Source organism: Pseudomonas sp. SDO5215_S409 (genome assembly GCF_054071325.1).
Map to the genome: position 1 here is coordinate 1 of NZ_JBSVWN010000036.1, position 19,829 is coordinate 19,829.

Genomic DNA, 19,829 nt, shown 5'->3' on the forward strand with positions numbered 1-19,829 from the left:
GGCCTGCCTGACGGCAGGCCGTTACCGGCCCGCACACAAAAAATCTGACAGTCCCAACTGAATTGCAGCTCGGGTTACAAATTCCATGCGCTCGCCTTTGTTTGCCAAATCTGCACTTGCATTCCCACTAAAAGCTATCTTTCTGCTGTCGGATGCTTTGCACTGGCTTGTCAGTGTGAGCTGTATTTCTTCCGAGAGACCTGAATACATACCTGTGACCACTGACAGTACATCACCTGCTTGTGTGCCTCGCATTAAACGGGCGAAATGAGAGACGTCGTACATGGCTGGCTGGAGAATATTTAATTGTTCGTGTCGAGCCATCTGGAAAACACTTTCACTGATTTTTCCGTGGGCGATGAGTGAAAACGTTTGAGAAATTTCAAAATGGGCAATTCCAAACTCTACCTTGTCTGCAATGGGCCAAAGCACTTCACTTTTTAGATCTCTTCGGCTGGGCAGACACTGCTCCAGTTCTTCATACCCTCGCACCATAAAAAACCGATGCAACGGATACACATCCAGAAAAATCGCTGTATTTCCAAGCGCCAACATCTCCTGAACATACTGCAATTCCTCTTGCAGCATTGTTATCACGCCGCTCAGTAATGGATCACTCGCCATGGGCACCGGATTCTGTTGCTTGAGCTCATTCCACTCTTTCCAGTACTCGGACTTTGGGCGTGATTTGTTCATCACGATGCGTTCATACAGATCCTGAGGCGCATTGTGTCTGAGCGTTTTATAAGCCCTTTTTTCCGCCTCGATTCGCTCTTGTAGCGTGGCGGCATGCAACAACCCACACCCCACCTGCTTCGACGCAAACGCCGCCAACCCCGCCCATTGAAACCGCTCATCCGCCAGCCACAGCTGCGCATACGCGGCGTTGATCTTGCGGTTGCGCGCCTGTGGGTCGGCGATCAGAACGCCGCCGGGGGCGATCCAGTCTTGGGCTTCTTGCTGGAAGCGGCGCCACAGGCAGTTGCAGGTCAGCAGCGGAACTTCGATGCGGGTGGTCGGGTTGGGGCCGTCGGTGAGGGTTTCGCGTTTGCAGTCTGACAGTTCGCGGGTGCTGTCCCAGAGTTTTTTCATGTCCAGGTCGTGGGGCGCCAGGCAGTGTGCGGTCATGGGGTGCTTCCTTGAGTTCCGACAGGCCAGCGCACGACGGCGAGGCCAGGTTGCTGGGTGACGACGCTTTGGGTCATGCCTTGGGGGCTGGTCTGGCCGTTGACCCGGCGGCCTTCGGCGGTTTCGATTTCGTAGGCTTGCCTGGCGATGGGCTCGCCGTTGCCCATGCGGACGGCTTTGAATTCCACCAGGGGCTGGCCCAGGATCGGCAGCGGCGGGGTGAACGGCGCCGGGGTGTGCGTGTCGCCGATCAGGATGCTGGCGGACCCGCCGAGGATGACACCGCCGTGATCGGTCGTGCCATCTCGTGTCATGGCGTTGCGGCCATTGATGAAGACGGTCGAGGAAAACCCGCCACTGAGGGCTTGGCCGCAGGTGCAGGTGTCACCGAGGCGGGCGGCGGGGAGCCCGTCGAAGATGACATCGGGCGAACCGCTGGTGATCGGGTGGGTGCCATGGCCCGGTAAGGGGCAGGTGGCAAGGTCTGTAGCGCGGGCGGCGGGTTTGCCGGACATGGGCGTTCCTTTGAATGTTTTTTGGCTGAGTCGCGGACCCTAAATAGCGCTATGGGGAGGATCAAGCCTCCAGGGCCGGGCAGCAAAAAACAGGAACGTTCCTTATGTGCGGCGGTATTTATCTGTAGGAAAGGGCAGCGATTACCGCCCCGCCAGCGCACCCTGATACAGCACCGGCCCCGTCGGTTGCCCGGTGGTCGAGCCGCCGTGTGGCTCCAGGCTGATGGCCAGTGTCAACGGGGTGCGCAGCAGTGCTTGCTGCTGTGGGCTCAGGTCCATCCGGCCTTGAGCGGAGGCCGGCAGCACCCCGAGGGACACCGGCTTGCCGTCGGGCGGGATCGCCCACAGTTCCAGGTCCCGCGTGGGCGCTATCGCCGCGAGGGCCAGCGGTTCGATTTGCAGGTAGTCGGCAAACGCCTTGATGTGCAGCGCCGGTTGATGCGCTGCGCTGACCAGCGTGGCGTTGTATTGCAGGCCGCTATCGCGCTGGTACAGCACGCCCACCAGCAGGGCGATGACCAGCCCGCAGGCGGCCGCCAGCAGTTTGGCGTTGCGCCACCATCGCCGTTTGGTCGGGACGTGCAGCACCTGCGGCGCGATACGCGCCTGAATGCCCTGCCACACATGCTCGGGCACCGGCCGTTCGGGCAGGGCCCCGGTGAGGCTGGCGAGCGCGTCTTGCCAGTGGCCCAGCTCACGCCGCAGGTGGGCGTCGTTCAGCAGCAGCTGTTCAAAGCGTCGGCGCGCGGTGGCGGGCATCAGGCCAATCGCATAGTCGGCCGCCAGGGCGCGGCGCAGGGCGGTTGTCTGGTAGTTCATGATTCAAGGCACCTGCGCAAGCGCTCCAGGCCCCGGCGGACCCAGGACTTGACCGAGCCCAGCGGCGCGGCCAGGTGCCTGGCCAGTTCCGAGCCACTCAGGCCCTGGAAGTAGGCCAGGGTAATCGAGCGGCGCTGCATGCCTTCCAGGCTTTCCAGGCAGCGGTTGAGGGCACCGGCTTCGCGCGCGCGGTCGAGTTGTTCGTGCGCCCCGGGGCTTTCGTCGACCAGTGCATCTTGCTGGCCGTCTTCCAGCGGTTGTTCGCGGTGTTTGCGCAGCTGGTCGATGGCCAGGTTGCGCGTGATGTTGGTCATCCAGGTCATCGGTGCCGACAGGTGCGGCTCGTAGCGCGCGGCGTTGTACCAGATCCGCACAAAGCTTTCTTGCAGCACGTCTTCGGCCAGGTCCTGGCGGCTCATGAAGCGCAACGCAACGCCATGCAGGCGCGGGGACACCGCGCGGTAGAGCGCTTCAAACGCCTGGCGATCGCCCAGCGCGCAGCGGGCCAGCCAGTGGCGGAGTTGATCGGTGTCGACGGCGCTGATGGGGCTTCTCCTGGCGCTGGGGGGCACGCGGCGGGGCGACGCACGGAAGCGGTTGCCGGCAAAGGGTAGTTCAGCTCGTGCATTCATTCCATCCACCGCCGTGCTGCTGTTAGCGGATATACGCAGCGCGGGTGGATTTGGATGCAGGGATTTTTCTGAACTAATCTGCGCCCGGGAACATTCGTACACGATGCCCGTCAAACGGCTGCTTTCAGTTCTTACCTATCGAGGTTGCACGATGAAGATTTCACGCGGTTTTGCCCTGTCCTGCCTGCTGACCGTCGCGGCCAGCCCGGTGTTCGCGGCAGGTTTCAGCCTGGGTGACGTGGCCAACGCCGTTTCCGGCGCCCAAGGTGGCGACAAGGCCGCCGCCGCCGCCCCGACCTCGCAGACCGCCGGCCTGCTGAGCGCGTTGACCTCGCAATTGAACGTGACCCCCGAGCAGGCCGTGGGCGGTACGGGCGCCATGCTGGGCCTGGCCAAGAACCAGTTGGGTGGCGGGGATTACTCCCAACTGACCAAAAGCGTGCCAGGCCTGGACAAGCTGTCGGGCAGCAACGCCCTGGGCAGCCTCGGCGCGTTGAGCGGCATGCTCGGCCAGACCGGCGGCAGCAAGACATCCGGCCTGGACGGCGTGCTGGGTAACGTGAAAGACACCGGCGACCTGAACACCGCGTTCAGCGCCCTGGGCATGGATGACAGCATGATCGGCAAGTTCGCCCCGGTGATCCTGCAATACCTGGGCGGCCAGGGTGCCAGCACGTCGGTGCTGGGCAAGCTGGGCAGCATCTGGGGCGTTTGATCTTTTATTTGAGTAATGTTGTGTAGCATTCGTGAGGGAACGCTGTGGGACCGTTCGCCACACAGGGAGACCGCCTTGGGATAACGCGACAAGCCAAGGCGGGTTCATTAACCCCTGATGTAGGAACGACCTTATGAATATTGCAAATGCTGCGAGTTTCAACCCTGCTCACTGCGAACTCGCTCTGCGTCCGCAGGCAAGCTTGATCGGCGCCGTCGCCACGTTTAGCGAAGAAGAACGGCTCAATGCCCTGGCGGACGCGGTGAGTCGACAAGACACCATGACCCGCAAGTTCGTCCAGCCCCTGGGCCATGGCCTGAAAGACCGCGGCCTGTAATTGCGTCAAGACGTGGCGGTTTCGCGCTTCAACTGGCGAATTCGCTCGTCCTTCTCCCGCCAGAGCTGGTTGACCCAGCTCTGGACGGTCTGGCGAAACGCCGGATCATTCTCGTAATCGCCCTGCCACAACGCCGGGTCCAGCTCGCGGGTCTGGATGTCCACGATCACCTTGGGCACGGCGCCGCTGATCAAGTCCCAAAAGCCTGGGATCTTGTCCTGCGGGTACACCACGGTCACGTCAAGGATCGCGTCCAGCTGTTCGCCCATGGCGGCCAGCACAAAGGCCACCCCACCGGCCTTGGGCTTGAGCAAGTGATCGAACGGTGACACCTGCTGCTTGCGCTTGCTCTCGCTGAATCGCGTGCCTTCCAGGTAATTGACCACCGTCACCGGCTGGCACTTGAACAGCTCGCAGGCCTGCTGGGTGATTTTCAGGTCCTGGCCTGCCAGCTCCGGGTGCCTGGACAGGAACGCCTTGCTGTAGCGCTTCATGAACGGGTAGTCCAGCGCCCACCACGCCAGGCCCAGCAGCGGCACCCAGATCAGTTCCTTTTTAAGGAAAAACTTGAAGAACGGCGTGCGGCGGTTGAGGGTCTGGATCAGCGCCGGGATGTCGACCCACGACTGGTGGTTGCTGATCACCAGGTAAGACGTGTCGCTGCGCAGGCCGTTGTCGCCACGGATGTCCCATTGGGTGGGGATGCAGCGGGCGAAGATCAGCTTGTCGATTTCGGCCCAGGTTTCGGCGATCCACATCACGGCCCAGGAGGCGTAGTCACGGGAGCGGCCGGGGGCGACCAGCTTGAGCAGGGCAAACACCATCAGCGGGCCGATCAGGATCAGGGTGTTGAGCAATAGCAGCAGTGTGACGAAACTGCCGGTGAGCAGGCGGCGCATAGGCAACTCTTGTGGGGTCATGGGGGCGCGACATGATAAGCAGCTTCTGTCTAGAGGCCAAATCGCAGATGTGAGGATGAATGTTTCACGCAAGCCCCGGTATGCTTGGCGCTCAACTCAGCAGCGGTTGTGCGGTCTACAAAGTCACCTACCCCTTTCAAGGAAACCACCTACGTGAAATCCATCCTTGCCCTGCTCACCCTCGTGGCCTTGCCCGTCATGGCCGCCGAGCCGACGCTGTATGGCCGCTACGAATACATCCAACTCCCGGAAATCGGCGAAACCTTCAAGGCCAAGATGGACACGGGCGCGCTGACCGCCTCGCTGTCGGCCCGGGACATCGAGACGTTTACCCGCGACGGCGACGACTGGGTGCGCTTTCGCCTCGGCGGCAAGGACGCCGGCAACAAGGTCTACGAGCACAAGGTGTCGCGCATCAGCAAGATCAAGAGCCGCGCCGACGAGGACGATGACAAGGACGAACCCGCCGTGGCCAAGCGCCCGGTGATCGACCTGGAGATGTGCCTGGGCGACGTCAAGCGCACGGTGGAGGTCAACCTCACCGACCGCAGCAGCTTCAATTACCCGCTGCTGATCGGCGCCAAGGCCCTGCGCGAGTTCGGCGCGGCGGTGAACCCGGCGCGGCGCTACACCGCCGACAAGCCGGACTGCTGAGCCGCGCCATGGCCCATATCCTGATTGTCGAAGACGAAGCCGCCATTGCCGACACCCTGGTGTTCGCCCTGCAAGGCGAAGGCTTCACCACCACCTGGCTGAGCCTGGGCCAGGCGGCGCTGGCGCACCAGCGGCAAACCCCGGCGGACTTGATCATCCTCGACATTGGCCTGCCAGACATCACCGGGTTTGAAACCTGCAAGCAATTGCGCCGTTTCAGCGAGGTGCCGGTGATGTTTCTCAGCGCCCGTGACGGCGAAATTGACCGCGTGGTGGGCCTGGAGATCGGCGCCGACGACTACGTGGTCAAGCCCTTCAGCCCACGCGAGGTGGCGGCGCGGGTCAAGGCGATCCTCAAGCGCATGGGCCCAGGGCCTGCGCCGGAGCTGTTCCAGGTGGACCTCGAACGGGTGCAGATCAGCTACCGGGGCCAGGCGCTGAACCTCACCCGCCATGAGTTTCGCCTGCTCCACTGCCTGCTCGAACAGCCCGAGCGGGTGTTCAGCCGCGAGCAACTGCTGGACGCGGTGGGCGTGCCGGCGGATGCGGGCTACGAGCGCAACATCGACAGCCACATCAAGAGCCTGCGCAGCAAATTGCGTGCGGTGGCGGCGCAGGCCGAGCCCATCCAGACCCATCGCGGTCTGGGCTACAGCTACAGCCCGGGCAACAGCTGATGCGCCTGGGGCTGCGGTTTTTTCTGGTGTACGCGCTGTTCATCGGCCTGACCGGCTACTTTGTGCTCAACACCGTGATGAAGGAAATCCGCCCCGGCGTGCGCCAGTCCACCGAGGAAACCCTGGTGGACACCGCCAACCTTCTGGCCGAAATCCTGCGCGACGATGTCAAGCACGGCACCCTCGGGCAGAGCCACTGGCCGCAGCTGCTCAAGGCCTACGGCGAACGCCAGCCGGGCGCGAACATTTGGGGCTTGCCGAAAAACCAGGTCAACCACCGCATTTACGTGACCGATGCCAAGGGCATCGTGCTGCTCGACTCCACCGGCGAGGCGGTGGGCGAGGACTATTCGCAATGGAACGACGTGTACCTGACCCTGCGCGGCGAGTACGGCGCGCGCTCCACCCGCAGCGAGCTCGATGACCCCAATTCGTCGGTGATGCACGTGGGGGCGCCGATCCGCGATAACGGCCAGGTGATTGGCGTGGTCACCGTGGCCAAGCCCAACAGTTCGCTGCAACCCTATGTGGACCGCACCGAAAGCCGCCTGCTGGCCTACGGCGCGGGGCTGGTCGTGCTGGGCCTGCTGTTCGGTGCGCTGTTGTCGTGGTGGCTGAGCGTGGCGCTGCACCGGCTCACCGCGTATGCCCAGGCGGTGAGCGAGGGGCGCCGCGCCGAACTGCCGCGTTACCGGGGCGGCGAGTTGGGGCAGTTGTCCACCGCCGTCGAGCACATGCGCACGCAGTTGGAGGGCAAAGCCTACGTCGAGCGCTATGTGCACACACTGACCCATGAGTTGAAAAGCCCGCTGGCGGCGATTCGCGGCGCGGCGGAATTGCTGCAAGGGCAGATGTCACCGGCCCAGCAACAGCGCTTCGTGAGCAACATCGACAGTGAAAGCGCACGCCTGCAACAACTGATCGAACGCCTGCTGAACCTGGCGCAAGTGGAACAGCGCCAAGGCCTGGAAGAACAGACCGCCGTGCCCCTGGCGGCCCTGGTGGACGAAGTGCTCGAGGCGCAATACGCACGTCTGGAGGCGGGTGGCTTGCAGGTGCAGCAACAGATTGCGGCGGATGTGCAGCTGTTTGGCGAGCCGTTCCTGTTGCGCCAGGCCTTGGGCAACTTGCTGGAAAACGCCCTGGACTTCACCCCGCCCGGCGGCACGTTGCGGTTTGCGGCGCGGCGCCAGGGCAAGCAGGTCGAGTTGAGTCTGTTCAATGCCGCCGAGCCGATTCCCGACTACGCCCTGCCGCGCCTGAGCGAACGCTTCTATTCGCTGCCGCGCCCGGTGAGTGGGCGCAAAAGCACGGGCCTGGGGCTCAATTTTGTCGAGGAAGTGATGCAGTTGCACGGCGGGCGTTTGCAGATCGGCAACGTGGAGGGCGGCGTGTGCGTGCTGCTGTGGTTGCCCGCCGCGACGTGAGTCAGAGCTGGAACAGCCACTGGGCCTTGGCCGTGTCCAGGTGCGCCACATTGATGCGCAGCCAGGTGCTCTTGCGCCCGTCGGCGCTGAACAATTGGCCGGGCGCCAGCAGGATGCCGTGTTTGTAGGCGCGCTCCAGGAACTCGTCGATCTGGCTCAACCCGGGGTGGCGCACCCACAAGAACAAACCGCCGTCGGGCAGGTGAAAGATCTCCCAGCCCCAGCGCTGAAAGCTCGCCTGGGCAATGGCCTGGTGGGTCTGCAATTTGCGTTGCACCAGGCTCAGGTGCCGCTCGTAGATGCCGTCTTGCAAGATGGCGCTCAAGAAGCGCTCGCAGAAGCTGGGCACGGCAACGCTGGTGAGCAGCTTCAGGTCGGCCAGCGCGGCGATGAGATGGGCGGGCGCCACCAGGTAGCCCACGCGCAGGCTGGCAGAGAGGGTCTTGGAAAAGCTGCTGATGTAGATGACCTTGCGCAACCCGTCCAGGGTCGCCAGGCGCGTGCCGTGCTCGCCGGCAAGGTCGCCGTAAACGTCGTCTTCCACCAGCAGCAGGTCGTGTTGATACGACAGTTGCAGGATCTGGAACGCGTTCTGCGGGCTCAGCGAGGAACCGGTGGGGTTGTGGAACTGTGAGTTGATAAAGAACGCCTTCACCGGGCGGCTGGCCAGAATGTGCTCCAGCGCGTTGATGTCCGGCCCGTCCGGCAGGCGCGGGATGCCGACGATGGTCGCGCCGCGCAGGGCCAGCAGTTGCACCAGGTTGCTGTTGCACGGGTCGTCCACCAGCACGCAGTCGCCGGGCTCGATGAGTTTGCGGATCACCAGGTCCAGCGCCTGGGTGGCGCCCAGCGTGGTGAGCACCTGGTCGGGGCTGACGGTCAAGGCCAGCTTGTGGTGCAGGTGCCGGGCCAGGCCCTGGCGCAACGGCAGATGGCCGAGCGGGTCACCGTATTCGACCAGCGTGCTGTGGGCGAAGTTGGCCGTGCGCCGGATGATGCGGGCCAGGGCCTGGGTATCGCGCCAGGTGGGCGGCAGCCAGCCACACCCCAGCTTCATGCTGTAGGCGTCGCCGTTGAAGATGCGCCAGAAGGCGCTCAGGTTGCCACGGTCTACCGCTTCCAGTGGCGCCAGCGGTGCGGGTGTCACCACCTTGGCGGCATGGGCTTCCACAAAAAAGCCACGGCCTTGGCTGGCGCTGATGAACCCGTTGATTTCCAGGCGTTCGTACGCGCTGACGACCGTGTGGTAGCTCACGTCGTGGGTGGCGCAGAGTTTGCGAATGGACGGCAGGCGTTGGCCGGGCTTGATCTCGCCACGGCCGATGGCGGCCTTGATGGCCTCTACCAGTTGCTCGATAACGGGCGTTTTCGTTGAGCGGTCTAGTATGAGTTCCATCCCTGTAACGCCTGCCATGATGTGTTAGAGCAAATTTTCTAACAGTTATCACAGCAGGGCCAGCACTGTTTTTGGGTTACCGGGATTTCTGGAGTAAGCCTGACGCCTCTGTCCGCTTAATTCAGGAGCAATAACAATGACGCAGGTAGTGTCGCCGTCGGTCACGGCACCCCGCAACGCCCGGCAATTGGCTCTGACAGACCTGGACAACTGGGGGGACTGGAAATGGCAACAACGCAACGCCGTCACCAAGGTAGACGAGTTGCTCAGCTACTTCCCGGGCCTGGAGCAGGATGGCTGGCTGCAACGCATCAGCCAACACCTGGAGAACCGCAAACTCACCGTCACCCCCTACACCCTGGGCCTGATCAAGGTCGATGAGCACATGCGCCCGCTGGCCGACGACCCGTTCTGGCGCCAGATGATTCCCGACTGGAACAGCAGCCCCGCCACCCAGGTGCTGGGCTACGACGGCGAGTCGGAAAACTGGGAGTTGCCCAATGAAATGGTCACCCCGATCTGCCAGCACAAATACGACAACCGCGTGATCCTGCGCCTGGCCAATGTGTGCCACGCCTACTGCCAGTTTTGCTACGAAGCCCTGCGCACCCTGGAAAAACACACGGCCAAAAGCTCCATGCGCAAGCAGGACTGGCTCGACACGCTGGCGTACATCCGCCAGAACCCGCAGTTGGACGAGGTGATCCTGAGCGGCGGCGAGCCGTTGATGCATTCGGACAAGCACCTGGACGGCTACCTGGGCGACCTGCGCGCCATCCGCCCCGACCTGATCATCCGCCTGCACACCCGTGCGCTCACCTTTAACCCGTACCGCATCACCCCCGAGCTGGTGGAGATCCTGGGGCGTCACAATGTCACCGCCGTGGGCCTGCACATCGCCCACCCGTGCGAGGTGACCCCCGACTTCCTGCAAGCCGCCAAGCGCCTGCGCTCGGTGTGCCCGATCCTGTTTGCCAACATCCCGTTGCTGCACGGTATCAACGACAGCTACGACACCCTGGCCGAGCTGTGCCTGACCCTGTACCGCCACGGTATCCAGCCCCATTACCTGTACCACTTCATGCCGTTCTCGCCGGGCTCGCAGTCGTTTCGCACCCAGATCAGCGACGCGGTCGCGCTGGTGAGCCGCATGAAGCGCCACCTCTCCAACATCGCCGTGCCCGAATACGTGCTGCCCCACAAGACCGGCAAGTACACCGTGCCCCTGGACCTGGTCATCGGCCAGCCGACGCTTGAGCAGCGCGGCGACGGCGAATACCTGCACTACACCAACTGGCAGGGCGAGCCCTGCACCTTCCCGGAATAGCGCCCATGGCCAATCGTTTTGCCAGCCACCTGGTGGACCTGGACAACCCCAACCCGTTTCCCGGCATGGTCGCTTTCGAGCAGCGCACCGGCCGGCAGGTGGACCTGCGCCTGGGCGGCAACGAATGCCTGGATGCACCGCTGTCGGCCCTGCGCGAGCGCTACGGCGATGACTTTTGCGACCACGCGCGCCTGTATGGCGACCCGCAAGGCTTTGCCTTGCGCCAGGCGTTGGCCCAGGCGCAGGGTTTCAACCCGGCGCACCTGTGCCTGGACAGCGGCGCCGATGCGGTCCTGGCCCTGTGCATCCGCGCCTTGTGCGCGCCGGGCGATCGGGTGGTGTGCAGCGCTGGCACGTACCCCACCTTTGCGTACTTTGCCAAGGCGGCGGGCTGCGAGGTGATCGAGGCACCGTATCACCGCACCGACACCAGCCTGGCGGTGAACATCCCAGGCTTGTTGCTTGAAGCGGTGCGCTCGCGGGCCAAGGTGGTTTACCTGGCCAACCCGGACAACCCCACCGGCAGTTGGTGGTCGTACGAGGCGGTGCAGGAGCTGGCCACGTCACTGCCCCAGGACTGCACCTTGCTGCTGGACGAGGCCTACCTGGACTTTTGCCCCGACCTGCAGATGAACAGCGAGCGGGTGATCGAAGGGTGCATCCGCGTGCGTTCGCTCTCCAAGGCCTACGCCCTGGCGGGCTTGCGCCTGGGCTACGCGCTGGCCGACACCGCCAGCATCGCGTTACTCAACAAAGTGCGCATTCATTACGCCGTGGGCGGGCTGGTGCAGCAGGCCGCGCAAGTGGTGCTGGCCGACCGGCGCCACGCCGATGCCATCCGCGAAAACAACGCACTGGTGCGCGACGCATTCGCCCAGCGGCTACGCGCCATGGGCTACCGGGTGCTGCCGTCGGGCACCAATTTTGTCTGCCTGTTGCTGGCGTCCTCGGCGGCCGCGCTGCATTTGCAAGAGCACTTGCTGGACCACCGCATCGCGGTGCATCGCCCGTTGCACCCGGTATTCGCCAACCTGATCCGGGTCACGGTGTGCGAAGCGGCGTTGGACGAGCGCGTGCTGGAGCTGTTCGCGGGGGCGATGGAATGAAGCCTCAATTGCAGTTTCGCGATGCCGCGCAGGACGCCTTGCCCATCGTCATCAGCGGTTTTGTGTTTGGCCTGGTGTTTGGCGTGCTGGCCAGCAAGGCCGGGCTGTCAGCGTTGGCGGCGACGTTCATGAGCCTGATGGTGTTTGCCGGGGCCTCGCAGTTCGTGGCGGTGGAGCAGTGGCAGTCGGGGCAGTTGTCGCTGGTGGCGATTGTGATGACCACGCTGTTGGTCAACCTGCGGCACTTGCTGATGAGCCTGTCGTTGCGCCCAGCCTTTCGCAACGTGCCCAAACGCAAACTGATCCCGGCGTTTTCATTGCTGTTGATCGACGAAACCTGGGCGCTGGCCGAGCACCGGTTCAAGCGGGCTGCGCCGTCGTTGCGCTACTTCGTGCAGGCCGGGCTGCTGATCTATTTCGGCTGGGTGGGCGGCACGCTGCTGGGCACGCAGTTGGGCAGCCACATTCCCCGGCCGGCCGACTTTGGCCTGGACTTCACCTTTGTCGCGATGTTCCTGTCGCTGATGGTGTTGCTGTGGCAGCGCTCGCTGGACTTCTTCACCTGGCTGCTGTCCGGGGTCATTGCGTTTTACGCCGCGCAATTGCCGGGTATCGGCCAGGCTTCGGTGGTGATCGCTGCGATTATCGCCAGCGCGCTGGTGGCCGCGCTCCCGCAGGGCGGGCAACTGGAGGCCGGCCATGAGTGAACTGGAATTGGCGGCAATCATCGGCATGGCACTGGTCACTTACCTCACCCGCATCGGCGGGCTGTTGGTCACGGCCGAGCGCTCCAGCCTCAACGGCTTTACCGAACGCTTCCTGAAAAACCTGCCGGCGGCGCTGCTGGCGGCGTTGATCAGCCCAAAGCTGGCCACCGGCGACGTGTCGATCTGGCTGGCGGCCGCGATCACCGTGGCGGTGGTCTGGAAATTTAAAAACACACTACTGGGGGTGGCCGCAGGCACGGTTTCGTGCGCGGCGATCCGCTGGCTCATGTAAGGACAGCCCATGAAAATCGGAATCATCGACTCGCTGCACAACAGCTACGTGACCAAGGCCGACATCGAGCAAGAGGTGTTTGGCGGGCGCGCCAGTGTCTCGCTGTTCCAGGCCGCCAGTGCCGACGACCTGCCCCAGGCGGCGTTGCAGTGCGACGGGTTGATCAGCTGGCACCTGGTGGCCTTGCAGGCGCCCTTCATCAACCGCTTGGAGCAATGCCGGGGCATCGTCCGGGCGGCGGTGGGGTTTGACAACATCGACCTGGCTGCCGCGCGCCAACGCCAGATCGCGGTGGCCAACGTGCCGGACTACGGCACCGAGGAGGTCGCCGACCACGCCCTGGCCATGGCGCTGTCCCTGTTGCGCCGCCTGCCCCGTGGGCACGACGTGGTCAGCCGGGGCAGTTGGGACTGGCGCGAGGTGGGCTCGCTGCCGCGCCTGAGCCAGTTGCACGTGGGCATCATCGGTTGCGGGCGCATCGGCATGGCCGCGGCGCTGCGCTTCAAGGCCTTTGGCTGCCGTGTGAGTTTTTATGACCCGCACGTGTGCAGCGGGGTGGAAAAGTCTTTGGGCATCCAGCGCTGCGAGCGTCTTGACGAGCTGCTGCAAACGGCCGACCTGGTGAGTATCCACACGCCGTTGAACGAGCAGACCCACCACCTGATCGGCGCCCGCGAGTTGGCGGCGCTCAGCGGCAAATACCTGATCAACACCGCCCGCGGGCCGATCATCGACGGCCAGGCCCTGCGCCATGCGGTGTCCGACGGCCTGCTGGCAGGCCTGGGGCTGGACGTGTACGAGGACGAGCGCCATGCCATCCCCGACACGTTCCTGGGGCGTGACGACGTGTTGCTCTCGCCCCATGTGGCGTTCTATTCCCAGGCCGCACTGCCCGAACTGCGGGCCAAGGCGGCGCAGGTACTGCTGGGCATTCTTGAAAACGGCAGCCACCGCAACGTGGTCAACTGAGCCTCGCACCGGAGAGTCTCCACAGACTCTCCACAATCGCGCCATAAACCGCCGACATTCCCCGCCCAGACTCTCCCTCATCCAAACAGGGAGAGTCCCATGAACCGCAGCCTGCTTTACAAACTCGGCACCATTGCGTTGTTGATCCTGCTGTTGCTGATTCCGTTGCTGATGATCAACGGCATCATCACCAGCCGCCAACAGTTGCGCGATGACGTGCTGATGGACATCGCCCGCAGTTCCAGCTTCAGCCAGCGCCTGAGCGGCCCGGTGTTGGTGGTGCCTTATCGCAAGACAGTGCGCGAGTGGAAACTCAATGAAAAACTCAACGAGCGGTATGAGGAAACCCGCGAGGTGCGCGGCCGTCTGTATTTTTTGCCGGAGCATTTTGAGCTCGACGGGCAGGTGCAAACCGAACTGCGGGCACGTGGCATCTACCAGGCGCGGTTGTTCCATGCCGACAACCGCATCAGCGGGCGCTTTGTGCCTCCGGCGCAGTGGGGCGTGCAGGAGGACTTTGCCGATTACCGCTTTGATCCGGCGTTTCTGGCGGTGGGCATCAGCGACATTCGCGGCATCGAAAACGCGTTGAAGCTGGAACTGGGCAGCGAGCGCCTGGCGTTCGCGCCGGGCAGCCAGGTGGACTGGCTGGGGGAGGGCGTGCATGTGATGTTGCCCGAGCAAAACAACCAGGCCCCGGCGCCGCTGGACTTTGCCTTCGACCTGCGCCTGCAGGGCACCGAGCAGTTGCAGGTGTTGCCGGTGGGCAAGACCAGCCAGGTCAAACTGGCCTCCAACTGGCCGCACCCCAGCTTTATCGGTAACTTTCTGCCGGCCCAGCGCGACGTGAGCGACGCCGGGTTCAGCGCCCGCTGGCAGACCTCGTTTTTTTCCACCAACCTGGAAGACGCCTTGCGCAAATGCCTCACCGAGCGCGGCTGCAAGGAACTGACCGGGCGCAGTTTTGGTGTGAGCTTTATCGACCCCGTGGACCAGTACCTCAAGAGCGACCGGGCGATCAAATATGCCCTGTTGTTCATCGCCCTGACCTTTGCCGGGTTCTTTCTGTTCGAGGTGCTCAAAAGCCTGGCGGTGCACCCGGTGCAGTACGCGCTGGTGGGGGTGGCGCTGGCGTTTTTCTACCTGCTGCTGTTGTCGTTGGCCGAGCACACGGGCTTTGCCCTGGCCTACCTGGTGTCGGCGGTTGCCTGCGTGTCGTTGATCGGCTTTTACGTATGCCACGTGCTGCGCAGCGTGCGCCACGGGCTGGGTTTTTCGGCGGGGCTGGCGGCGTTGTACGGCCTGCTTTACGGGCTGCTCAGTGCCGAAGACTACGCGTTGCTGATGGGCGCGGTGTTGCTGTTTGGCCTGTTGGGCACGGTGATGGTGCTGACGCGCAAGCTGGACTGGTACGGCGTGGGCAAACACGAAACCCCCACCGACCTTGAGGTACTGGCATGAGCCGCTCGTTGGGGTTGCGCGAAGACCGGCAGGTGGGCGCGCAGTTGGTGGCGAGGATCGTTGCGTTGTTTCCCCCGCCACCGCCTGTGCCGGTTACACCGGTGGTTGCGTCGCGAGCAGCGAAGGGCGCTGGCTGACGTCGGCGTACCAGGCGGCCAATTGCGGATGGCCGGCGCGCCATTGCAGGTCGGGGTGACGGAAGTCCAGGTAACCCAACGCGCACGCCACGCTGATCGCGGCAACGTCGAACGGGCCGCTCAAGTCGGCGTGCTCCAGGGCATCGAGGCTACGGCGGATCTTGTTGCGTTGTTCGTCCAACCACAGGTCCCAGTGTTTTTCCGCCGGACGCAGGGCCGACTCGTAGCGCACCAACACGGCGGCATCCATCAGCCCGTCGGCGGTGGACGCCAGCGTGAGACGCTGCCAACGGGCCGGCCCCTCGCGGGGGATCAGCGCGGCGCTGCTGTGTTGGTGGTCGAGGTAATCGAGAATCACCCGGCTGTCATGCAGCACCGTGCCATCGGCCAGGCGCAGGGCGGGGATCTTGCCCAGCGGGTTGTCGGTGTTCAAGTCGGCGACCGGGCTGATCGGCGACACCTGCACGGCGTGCAGCGCCACCGCGTCATGCTGGCCGATTTCCAGCAGCAGCACGCGAACCTTGCGCACAAAGGGGGAAGCGGGGTTGTGGAACAAGGTTAGGGTGGGCATGAACATTCCTCGCAGATGGGCAGCGGCTAGCCTAGAGGGTTGTGCAGGGGCTGGCGATAGCAGCGACAACATTTCACGAAACGTACTACTTCATCGCCGGATAACTCCGCCCTTTGCCCGATGTATCAGGCGGTCATCGCGCTGCGGGGAACGGCCTTACGCAGTGCCTTGGCCGCCGCAGCAACTCAAAGGCGCTCTAGGTAGAGCCCTTGTAAGACCGCCGCTTCACCACCCCCCACACCCCAATCACCGCCGGTATCCCCAGCCCCACCCAACTGGCCGCGTCCCACATCCCGTCTCCCAGCAATGCCGCAAACAGCCCGGCCGCCGTGAGCAGGCCGATGCCCAGCGGGATCGTGAAGACTTTCCAGAAGCTCGACTGCCTGGGTTTCATGCGGTTGCCGCCTTGCGCCGTACCCACCACAGGTACACGCCGCTGCCCAGCACGAGGATGGTCAGGCTGTCCAAGACCGCCCACAGCACTTTCATCGGCAGGCCGCCGTAGTCGCCAAAGTGCAGGGGCTGGGACATGCCCATGGCGTCCATGTACCAGGGCCGTTTGGCGATGGCGGTAACGGACAGGTCGCTTGCGTCGATCAGCACCGGGGTCAGCAGGTGGGCGGTGAGGTGGGTGCTGCCTTTCATGAACACCGCGTAATGGTGCTCGCTGGAAAACCGTGTGCCGGGGAAGGCGATGAAGTCTGGCTGCATGCCGGGGGCGGCCTGGGCGGCGATGTCCAGCAGGTGGGTGGCCGGGGCGCGCAGGGTCAGCGGTGGGGCGTTTTTGTAGGGTTCGATCATGGCGCTCAGGCTGTCGGTGCGCCATGCGGCGATGATCAGGTCGGCGCAGGCGCTGATCACGCCGGTCACGCCCACCACCAGCGCCCAAGTCAGGGTGACGATGCCGATGAGGTTGTGCAGGTCGAGCCAGCGCAGGCGCGTGGATTTGTCCTGGCGCACCGTGGCAAACGGCAGGCGGCGCATGAAGGGCAGGTACAGCACCGTGCCGGAAACAATCGCCAGCACAAACAACACACCCATGAACGCCAACAACAATTTGCCCGGCAGCCCGGCGAACATATCGACGTGCAGGCGCAGCAGGAACAAGGTCAGCCCGCCGTTGGCCGAGGGTGTTTCCAGCGCCTCGCCGGTGCGTGCGTCGAGCATGAAGGTGTGCGACGAGTTGGGCTCGGTGCCCGCGGTGGCGGCCATGATCGCGATCACCCCGTTCGGGTCCTCCTCGTCCCAGCCGATGTACTGCAGGGCTTCGCCGGGGCGATGGGCCTGGGCGGCGGCCACCAGCTGTTCAAGGTTCAATTGCGGAGTGTCGGCCGGCATTTGCCGCAGTTCGGGCGCGTTGCCCAGCAGGTGGTCGATCTCGTGGTGAAAGATCAGCGGCAGGCCGGTGAGGGCCAGCATCAGCAGAAAGACCGTGCACACCAGGCTGGTCCAGGTGTGGATGAACGACCAGCGGCGGATGGTTTTGCTTTTCATACTGCATCCCAATGCAAAAAGGGCCACGGTGAACCGTGACCCTTGGGTGGCCGCGTCAGCGGGTTACCACTTGTAGTTCACCGCTGCCACGACATTGCGCTCATCGCCGTAGTAACACCAGGCGCCGTCGCAGGTCGACAAGTAGTCTTTGTTGAAGATGTTCTTGGCGGTGACGTCTACAGAGACGCCCTTCAGCGCCGAATTGAGACGGCTCAAGTCGTAATGCACCGCCGCGTCATACACGGTGTAGGCGCCGACATGGCCATTGGCGGTGTTGGCCGTGTTGCCATAGGTGTCGCCCACATAGCGCACGCCAGCACCCACGCCAAAACCGTCCAGCACACCCGCGTGCCAGGTGTAGTCAGACCACAGCGAAGCCTGGTTACGCGGCACCAGCTTCATGCGGTTGCCTTTGTCATCACCCTTGAGGATCTCGGTATCGGTGTAGGTATAGGAACCCACCAGTTTGAGGTTGTCGTTGACGTGGGAGGTGGCTTCCAGCTCCAGGCCGCGCACGCTGATTTCGCCGATCTGGCGGGTGATGTTGTCTTGGGTCACCGCGACGTTTTGCTGGCGCAGGTCAAACACCGCCGCCGTCAGCAGGGTCTGGCTGCCCGGTGGCTGGTACTTCACGCCGATTTCGGTCTGCTTGCCTTCGGTGGGCTTGAACGACTGGGTCGCACTGGCGCTGGCCCCTGCCGTGGGCTGGAAGGATTCGGTGTAGGAAAGGTAAGGTGTCACGCCCGAGTCGAACACATAGCTCAGGCCCGCGTTGGCGCTGAAGGCCTTGTCGCGCTGAGTATGCGTGGCGTCGTTCATGTTGAAGAACGTGGTGCCGGTATGGACCCAATCCTCGCGCCCGCCCAGGGTCAGGCGCCATTTTTCCAGGGCGATCTGATCCTGAAGATACAGCCCGGTTTGCACGGTCTTTTGGTTGTAGTCATAGAAGGTGAACGGCGCGCCCGGCGGACGTGGCTGGTTGTAGACCGGGTGGTTGGGGTTGATGCTCGCCGCCGTGCCTTCGACCCAGTGGTAGTCGGTGTTGGTGCGCTGGTGATCCAGGCCCAGCAACAGGGTGTGGCTCAGGGCGCCGGTCTGGAAGTCAGCCTGGAAGTTGTTGTCCAGGGCCAGTTGGGCGATGTCTTCATCCACCGTGTCGTAGATGCGTTTTAGCAGGCCGTCTGCGCCGACGGCGGTGTCGCCGTAGCTCGAATAGGTGGTGTTGAAGGCCAGTTCGCTTTTGGTGTAGCGCAGGTTTTGCCTGAACTGCCAGACATCGTTGAGGCGGTGGTCAAAGGCATAGCCCAGGGCGTAATACGTGCGGTCGTAGTAGTCCTGATCCGGCTCGCCCAGGTTTTTGTGATGGGAGATTTTGCCCGCTGGCGACGCCAGTTTGGTGCCTTGCAGGGGCAGGAACTGGCCACTGATGCCGGTATCGTCGCGGGTAAATTGCGAGAGCAGCGTCAGGTGCGTGTCGTCGTTGATATTCCAGGTCAGGCTCGGGGCGATGTTGTAGCGCTTGTCCTGAATGTGGTCGATCGGCGTGCCGCTGTCACGCACCACACCGTCGACGCGGTACAGGAACTGCCCCAGGTCGTCGAGTTTGCCGGTGCTGTCGAAGCTGATTTGCTTGCGGTTGTTGCTGCCGACTTCGGCGCGTACCGCGTTGCTGTCCTGGGCTTGTGGGCGGCGGCTGATCATGTCCAGCAGGCCGCCGGGCGGCGTTTGACCGTAGACCGAGGACGCCGGGCCGCGCAGCAAGGTGATGCGGTCCAGGTTCCAGGTTTCCTGTTTGGGGTTGGCGTAGGAGCCTTTGGGCAGGGGCAGGCCGTCGAGGAACTGGGTCGGCTCAAAGCCACGTACCCGCAGCCAGTCGGCGCGTGAGTCGCTGCCATAGCTACTGGCAATCACCCCCGGCATGTAGCGCACCGCATCATCGAGGTTTTGCACGCCACGGTCGTCCATCTGCGCCCGGGTGACCACCGACATCGAGCGCGGGGCTTCGACAATCGGCGTATCGGTCTTGGTGCCTGCCGCCGTGCGCGTGGCCACGTAGCCATCGACCGGCCCCCACGCGCTTTCGTACGCGGCCTGGCCGGTGATGCTGGTTTCCGGCAGGGCCATGACGCCTTCCGGGATCGCGCTCAGGGTAAACGTCCCGGCGCTGCTGCGCTCCAATTGCAAGCCGGTGCCGCGCAGCGCCTCACGCAGGGCGCCTTGGGCGTCGAACGGGCCGTTGACCGGGGCCGAGGTCTTGCCCGCTGCAAGCGCGGGGTCAAGGGTGAGCGCCAGCCTGGCCTGGCTGGCGATCTGGTTCAGGGTGCTGGCCAGCGGCGCGGCGGGCAGGTTGTAGGCGCGCACGCTGGACGCCTGTTCGGCGGCGAGCAACGCGGTGCTCGCCAGCGGGGCGCTCAAGGCAATGGCGGCGGCCAACAGGCTGGGGCGCAACAAGGTGTCTAGCGTGCGGGACATACAGAGGCTCCTGAATGGAAATATTTCTCAATTGCCTGTGTGCCGCATGAGATTGGAAAAGTGATAGGGCAGG

General features: G+C 63.8%; 21 protein-coding genes. 11 read left to right on the forward strand and 10 right to left on the reverse strand.

Annotation, left to right across the window (positions count from 1 at the left end; translation table 11 throughout):
* Positions 1-21 precede the first annotated feature (21 nt).
* The 4 genes from ACW9H9_RS18250 to ACW9H9_RS18265 all read right to left on the reverse strand — a co-directional run bounded on the left by ACW9H9_RS18250 (position 22) and on the right by ACW9H9_RS18265 (position 3,094).
* Entirely contained in the window at positions 22-1,128 is a 1,107-nt protein-coding gene (locus ACW9H9_RS18250; protein WP_457370437.1) for a DUF2515 family protein, read from the reverse strand.
* Positions 1,125-1,643, reverse strand: a complete 519-nt coding sequence (locus ACW9H9_RS18255; RefSeq protein ID WP_457344580.1) for a PAAR domain-containing protein — start codon at positions 1,641-1,643, stop codon at positions 1,125-1,127. The genes ACW9H9_RS18250 and ACW9H9_RS18255 overlap by 4 nt, the downstream gene beginning before the upstream one ends.
* Before the next feature lie 141 nt (positions 1,644-1,784).
* Complete coding sequence (locus ACW9H9_RS18260; RefSeq protein ID WP_457344581.1) at positions 1,785-2,462, reverse strand: anti-sigma factor; 678 nt, start codon at positions 2,460-2,462, stop codon at positions 1,785-1,787.
* Positions 2,459-3,094 carry a sigma-70 family RNA polymerase sigma factor gene (locus ACW9H9_RS18265; RefSeq protein WP_457344582.1) on the reverse strand — a complete coding sequence of 212 codons (636 nt, stop codon included), beginning with the start codon at positions 3,092-3,094 and terminating at the stop codon, positions 2,459-2,461. The genes ACW9H9_RS18260 and ACW9H9_RS18265 overlap by 4 nt, the downstream gene beginning before the upstream one ends.
* A 151-nt stretch (positions 3,095-3,245) precedes the next feature.
* Between ACW9H9_RS18265 and ACW9H9_RS18270 the strand changes: the two genes are divergently transcribed.
* Both ACW9H9_RS18270 and ACW9H9_RS18275 read left to right on the forward strand, forming a co-directional pair.
* Positions 3,246-3,809: a DUF2780 domain-containing protein gene (locus ACW9H9_RS18270; RefSeq protein ID WP_457344583.1), complete on the forward strand. Its 564-nt coding sequence runs from the start codon at positions 3,246-3,248 to the stop codon at positions 3,807-3,809.
* Between the two features lie 133 nt (positions 3,810-3,942).
* Entirely contained in the window at positions 3,943-4,146 is a 204-nt protein-coding gene (locus ACW9H9_RS18275) for a hypothetical protein (RefSeq protein WP_457344584.1), read from the forward strand.
* Between the two features lie 5 nt (positions 4,147-4,151).
* On the opposite strand, the gene ACW9H9_RS18280 is transcribed toward ACW9H9_RS18275, so the two are convergent.
* Entirely contained in the window at positions 4,152-5,045 is an 894-nt protein-coding gene (locus ACW9H9_RS18280) for an acyltransferase (protein WP_457344585.1), read from the reverse strand.
* Between the two features lie 174 nt (positions 5,046-5,219).
* Here ACW9H9_RS18280 and rloA2 point away from each other — a divergent pair, with 174 nt between their 5' ends.
* The 3 genes from rloA2 to creC are packed head-to-tail and all read left to right on the forward strand — an operon-like array spanning position 5,220 to position 7,824.
* Positions 5,220-5,720: a retropepsin-like aspartic peptidase RloA2 gene (rloA2, locus tag ACW9H9_RS18285; protein ID WP_457344586.1), complete on the forward strand. Its 501-nt coding sequence runs from the start codon at positions 5,220-5,222 to the stop codon at positions 5,718-5,720.
* Positions 5,721-5,728: 8 nt separating this feature from the next.
* Positions 5,729-6,397 carry a two-component system response regulator CreB gene (gene creB, locus ACW9H9_RS18290; RefSeq protein ID WP_457344587.1) on the forward strand — a complete coding sequence of 223 codons (669 nt, stop codon included), beginning with the start codon at positions 5,729-5,731 and terminating at the stop codon, positions 6,395-6,397.
* Positions 6,397-7,824, forward strand: coding sequence for a two-component system sensor histidine kinase CreC (gene creC / locus ACW9H9_RS18295; RefSeq protein ID WP_457344588.1), 1,428 nt, complete (start codon positions 6,397-6,399; stop codon positions 7,822-7,824). The genes creB and creC overlap by 1 nt, the downstream gene beginning before the upstream one ends.
* A gap of 1 nt (position 7,825) precedes the next feature.
* Here the strand turns inward: creC and ACW9H9_RS18300 are convergent, their stop codons facing one another.
* Complete coding sequence (locus tag ACW9H9_RS18300) at positions 7,826-9,220, reverse strand: aminotransferase-like domain-containing protein (protein WP_457344589.1); 1,395 nt, start codon at positions 9,218-9,220, stop codon at positions 7,826-7,828.
* Positions 9,221-9,356: 136 nt separating this feature from the next.
* Between ACW9H9_RS18300 and ACW9H9_RS18305 the strand changes: the two genes are divergently transcribed.
* From ACW9H9_RS18305 to creD, 6 genes are all read left to right on the forward strand, one after another.
* Positions 9,357-10,547 carry a KamA family radical SAM protein gene (locus ACW9H9_RS18305; protein WP_457344590.1) on the forward strand — a complete coding sequence of 397 codons (1,191 nt, stop codon included), beginning with the start codon at positions 9,357-9,359 and terminating at the stop codon, positions 10,545-10,547.
* A gap of 5 nt (positions 10,548-10,552) precedes the next feature.
* The gene (locus ACW9H9_RS18310) at positions 10,553-11,653 is read left to right on the forward strand and encodes a pyridoxal phosphate-dependent aminotransferase (RefSeq protein ID WP_457344591.1); all 1,101 of its coding nucleotides are present in this window, start codon (positions 10,553-10,555) and stop codon (positions 11,651-11,653) included.
* Complete coding sequence (locus ACW9H9_RS18315; RefSeq protein WP_457344592.1) at positions 11,650-12,360, forward strand: AzlC family ABC transporter permease; 711 nt, start codon at positions 11,650-11,652, stop codon at positions 12,358-12,360. Before ACW9H9_RS18310 ends, ACW9H9_RS18315 begins: the two co-directional genes overlap by 4 nt.
* Complete coding sequence (locus ACW9H9_RS18320) at positions 12,353-12,652, forward strand: AzlD family protein (protein WP_457344593.1); 300 nt, start codon at positions 12,353-12,355, stop codon at positions 12,650-12,652. Before ACW9H9_RS18315 ends, ACW9H9_RS18320 begins: the two co-directional genes overlap by 8 nt.
* 9 nt (positions 12,653-12,661) lie before the next feature.
* Positions 12,662-13,621: a C-terminal binding protein gene (locus tag ACW9H9_RS18325; protein ID WP_457344594.1), complete on the forward strand. Its 960-nt coding sequence runs from the start codon at positions 12,662-12,664 to the stop codon at positions 13,619-13,621.
* A 99-nt stretch (positions 13,622-13,720) separates the two neighbouring features.
* Complete coding sequence (creD, locus tag ACW9H9_RS18330; protein WP_457344595.1) at positions 13,721-15,082, forward strand: cell envelope integrity protein CreD; 1,362 nt, start codon at positions 13,721-13,723, stop codon at positions 15,080-15,082.
* Between the two features lie 93 nt (positions 15,083-15,175).
* Here creD and ACW9H9_RS18335 read toward each other — a convergent pair whose 3' ends face one another.
* The 4 genes from ACW9H9_RS18335 to ACW9H9_RS18350 all read right to left on the reverse strand — a co-directional run bounded on the left by ACW9H9_RS18335 (position 15,176) and on the right by ACW9H9_RS18350 (position 19,756).
* Entirely contained in the window at positions 15,176-15,796 is a 621-nt protein-coding gene (locus ACW9H9_RS18335; protein ID WP_457344596.1) for a glutathione S-transferase family protein, read from the reverse strand.
* Positions 15,797-15,986: 190 nt separating this feature from the next.
* Complete coding sequence (locus ACW9H9_RS18340; protein ID WP_457344597.1) at positions 15,987-16,184, reverse strand: hypothetical protein; 198 nt, start codon at positions 16,182-16,184, stop codon at positions 15,987-15,989.
* Positions 16,181-17,284, reverse strand: coding sequence for a PepSY-associated TM helix domain-containing protein (locus ACW9H9_RS18345; protein WP_457344598.1), 1,104 nt, complete (start codon positions 17,282-17,284; stop codon positions 16,181-16,183). Before ACW9H9_RS18345 ends, ACW9H9_RS18340 begins: the two co-directional genes overlap by 4 nt.
* A gap of 63 nt (positions 17,285-17,347) precedes the next feature.
* Complete coding sequence (locus ACW9H9_RS18350; RefSeq protein ID WP_457344599.1) at positions 17,348-19,756, reverse strand: TonB-dependent siderophore receptor; 2,409 nt, start codon at positions 19,754-19,756, stop codon at positions 17,348-17,350.
* Positions 19,757-19,829 lie beyond the last annotated feature (73 nt).

What these genes read in the sequence shown, in the direction of transcription:
- ACW9H9_RS18275 (WP_457344584.1), top strand. Translation starts at nt 3,943, where the DNA reads ATGAATATTGCAAATGCTGCGAGTTTCAACCCTGCTCACTGCGAACTC.
- ACW9H9_RS18300 (WP_457344589.1), bottom strand. Translation starts at nt 9,220, where the DNA reads ATGGAACTCATACTAGACCGCTCAACGAAAACGCCCGTTATCGAGCAA.
- ACW9H9_RS18310 (WP_457344591.1), top strand. Translation starts at nt 10,553, where the DNA reads ATGGCCAATCGTTTTGCCAGCCACCTGGTGGACCTGGACAACCCCAAC.
- creB (WP_457344587.1), top strand. Translation starts at nt 5,729, where the DNA reads ATGGCCCATATCCTGATTGTCGAAGACGAAGCCGCCATTGCCGACACC.
- creC (WP_457344588.1), top strand. Translation starts at nt 6,397, where the DNA reads ATGCGCCTGGGGCTGCGGTTTTTTCTGGTGTACGCGCTGTTCATCGGC.
- ACW9H9_RS18335 (WP_457344596.1), bottom strand. Translation starts at nt 15,796, where the DNA reads ATGTTCATGCCCACCCTAACCTTGTTCCACAACCCCGCTTCCCCCTTT.
- ACW9H9_RS18345 (WP_457344598.1), bottom strand. Translation starts at nt 17,284, where the DNA reads ATGAAAAGCAAAACCATCCGCCGCTGGTCGTTCATCCACACCTGGACC.
- ACW9H9_RS18255 (WP_457344580.1), bottom strand. Translation starts at nt 1,643, where the DNA reads ATGTCCGGCAAACCCGCCGCCCGCGCTACAGACCTTGCCACCTGCCCC.
- ACW9H9_RS18260 (WP_457344581.1), bottom strand. Translation starts at nt 2,462, where the DNA reads ATGAACTACCAGACAACCGCCCTGCGCCGCGCCCTGGCGGCCGACTAT.
- ACW9H9_RS18270 (WP_457344583.1), top strand. Translation starts at nt 3,246, where the DNA reads ATGAAGATTTCACGCGGTTTTGCCCTGTCCTGCCTGCTGACCGTCGCG.
- ACW9H9_RS18325 (WP_457344594.1), top strand. Translation starts at nt 12,662, where the DNA reads ATGAAAATCGGAATCATCGACTCGCTGCACAACAGCTACGTGACCAAG.
- ACW9H9_RS18280 (WP_457344585.1), bottom strand. Translation starts at nt 5,045, where the DNA reads ATGCGCCGCCTGCTCACCGGCAGTTTCGTCACACTGCTGCTATTGCTC.
- ACW9H9_RS18250 (WP_457370437.1), bottom strand. Translation starts at nt 1,128, where the DNA reads ATGACCGCACACTGCCTGGCGCCCCACGACCTGGACATGAAAAAACTC.
- ACW9H9_RS18265 (WP_457344582.1), bottom strand. Translation starts at nt 3,094, where the DNA reads ATGAATGCACGAGCTGAACTACCCTTTGCCGGCAACCGCTTCCGTGCG.
- ACW9H9_RS18315 (WP_457344592.1), top strand. Translation starts at nt 11,650, where the DNA reads ATGAAGCCTCAATTGCAGTTTCGCGATGCCGCGCAGGACGCCTTGCCC.
- ACW9H9_RS18350 (WP_457344599.1), bottom strand. Translation starts at nt 19,756, where the DNA reads ATGTCCCGCACGCTAGACACCTTGTTGCGCCCCAGCCTGTTGGCCGCC.
- ACW9H9_RS18320 (WP_457344593.1), top strand. Translation starts at nt 12,353, where the DNA reads ATGAGTGAACTGGAATTGGCGGCAATCATCGGCATGGCACTGGTCACT.
- ACW9H9_RS18305 (WP_457344590.1), top strand. Translation starts at nt 9,357, where the DNA reads ATGACGCAGGTAGTGTCGCCGTCGGTCACGGCACCCCGCAACGCCCGG.
- ACW9H9_RS18340 (WP_457344597.1), bottom strand. Translation starts at nt 16,184, where the DNA reads ATGAAACCCAGGCAGTCGAGCTTCTGGAAAGTCTTCACGATCCCGCTG.
- creD (WP_457344595.1), top strand. Translation starts at nt 13,721, where the DNA reads ATGAACCGCAGCCTGCTTTACAAACTCGGCACCATTGCGTTGTTGATC.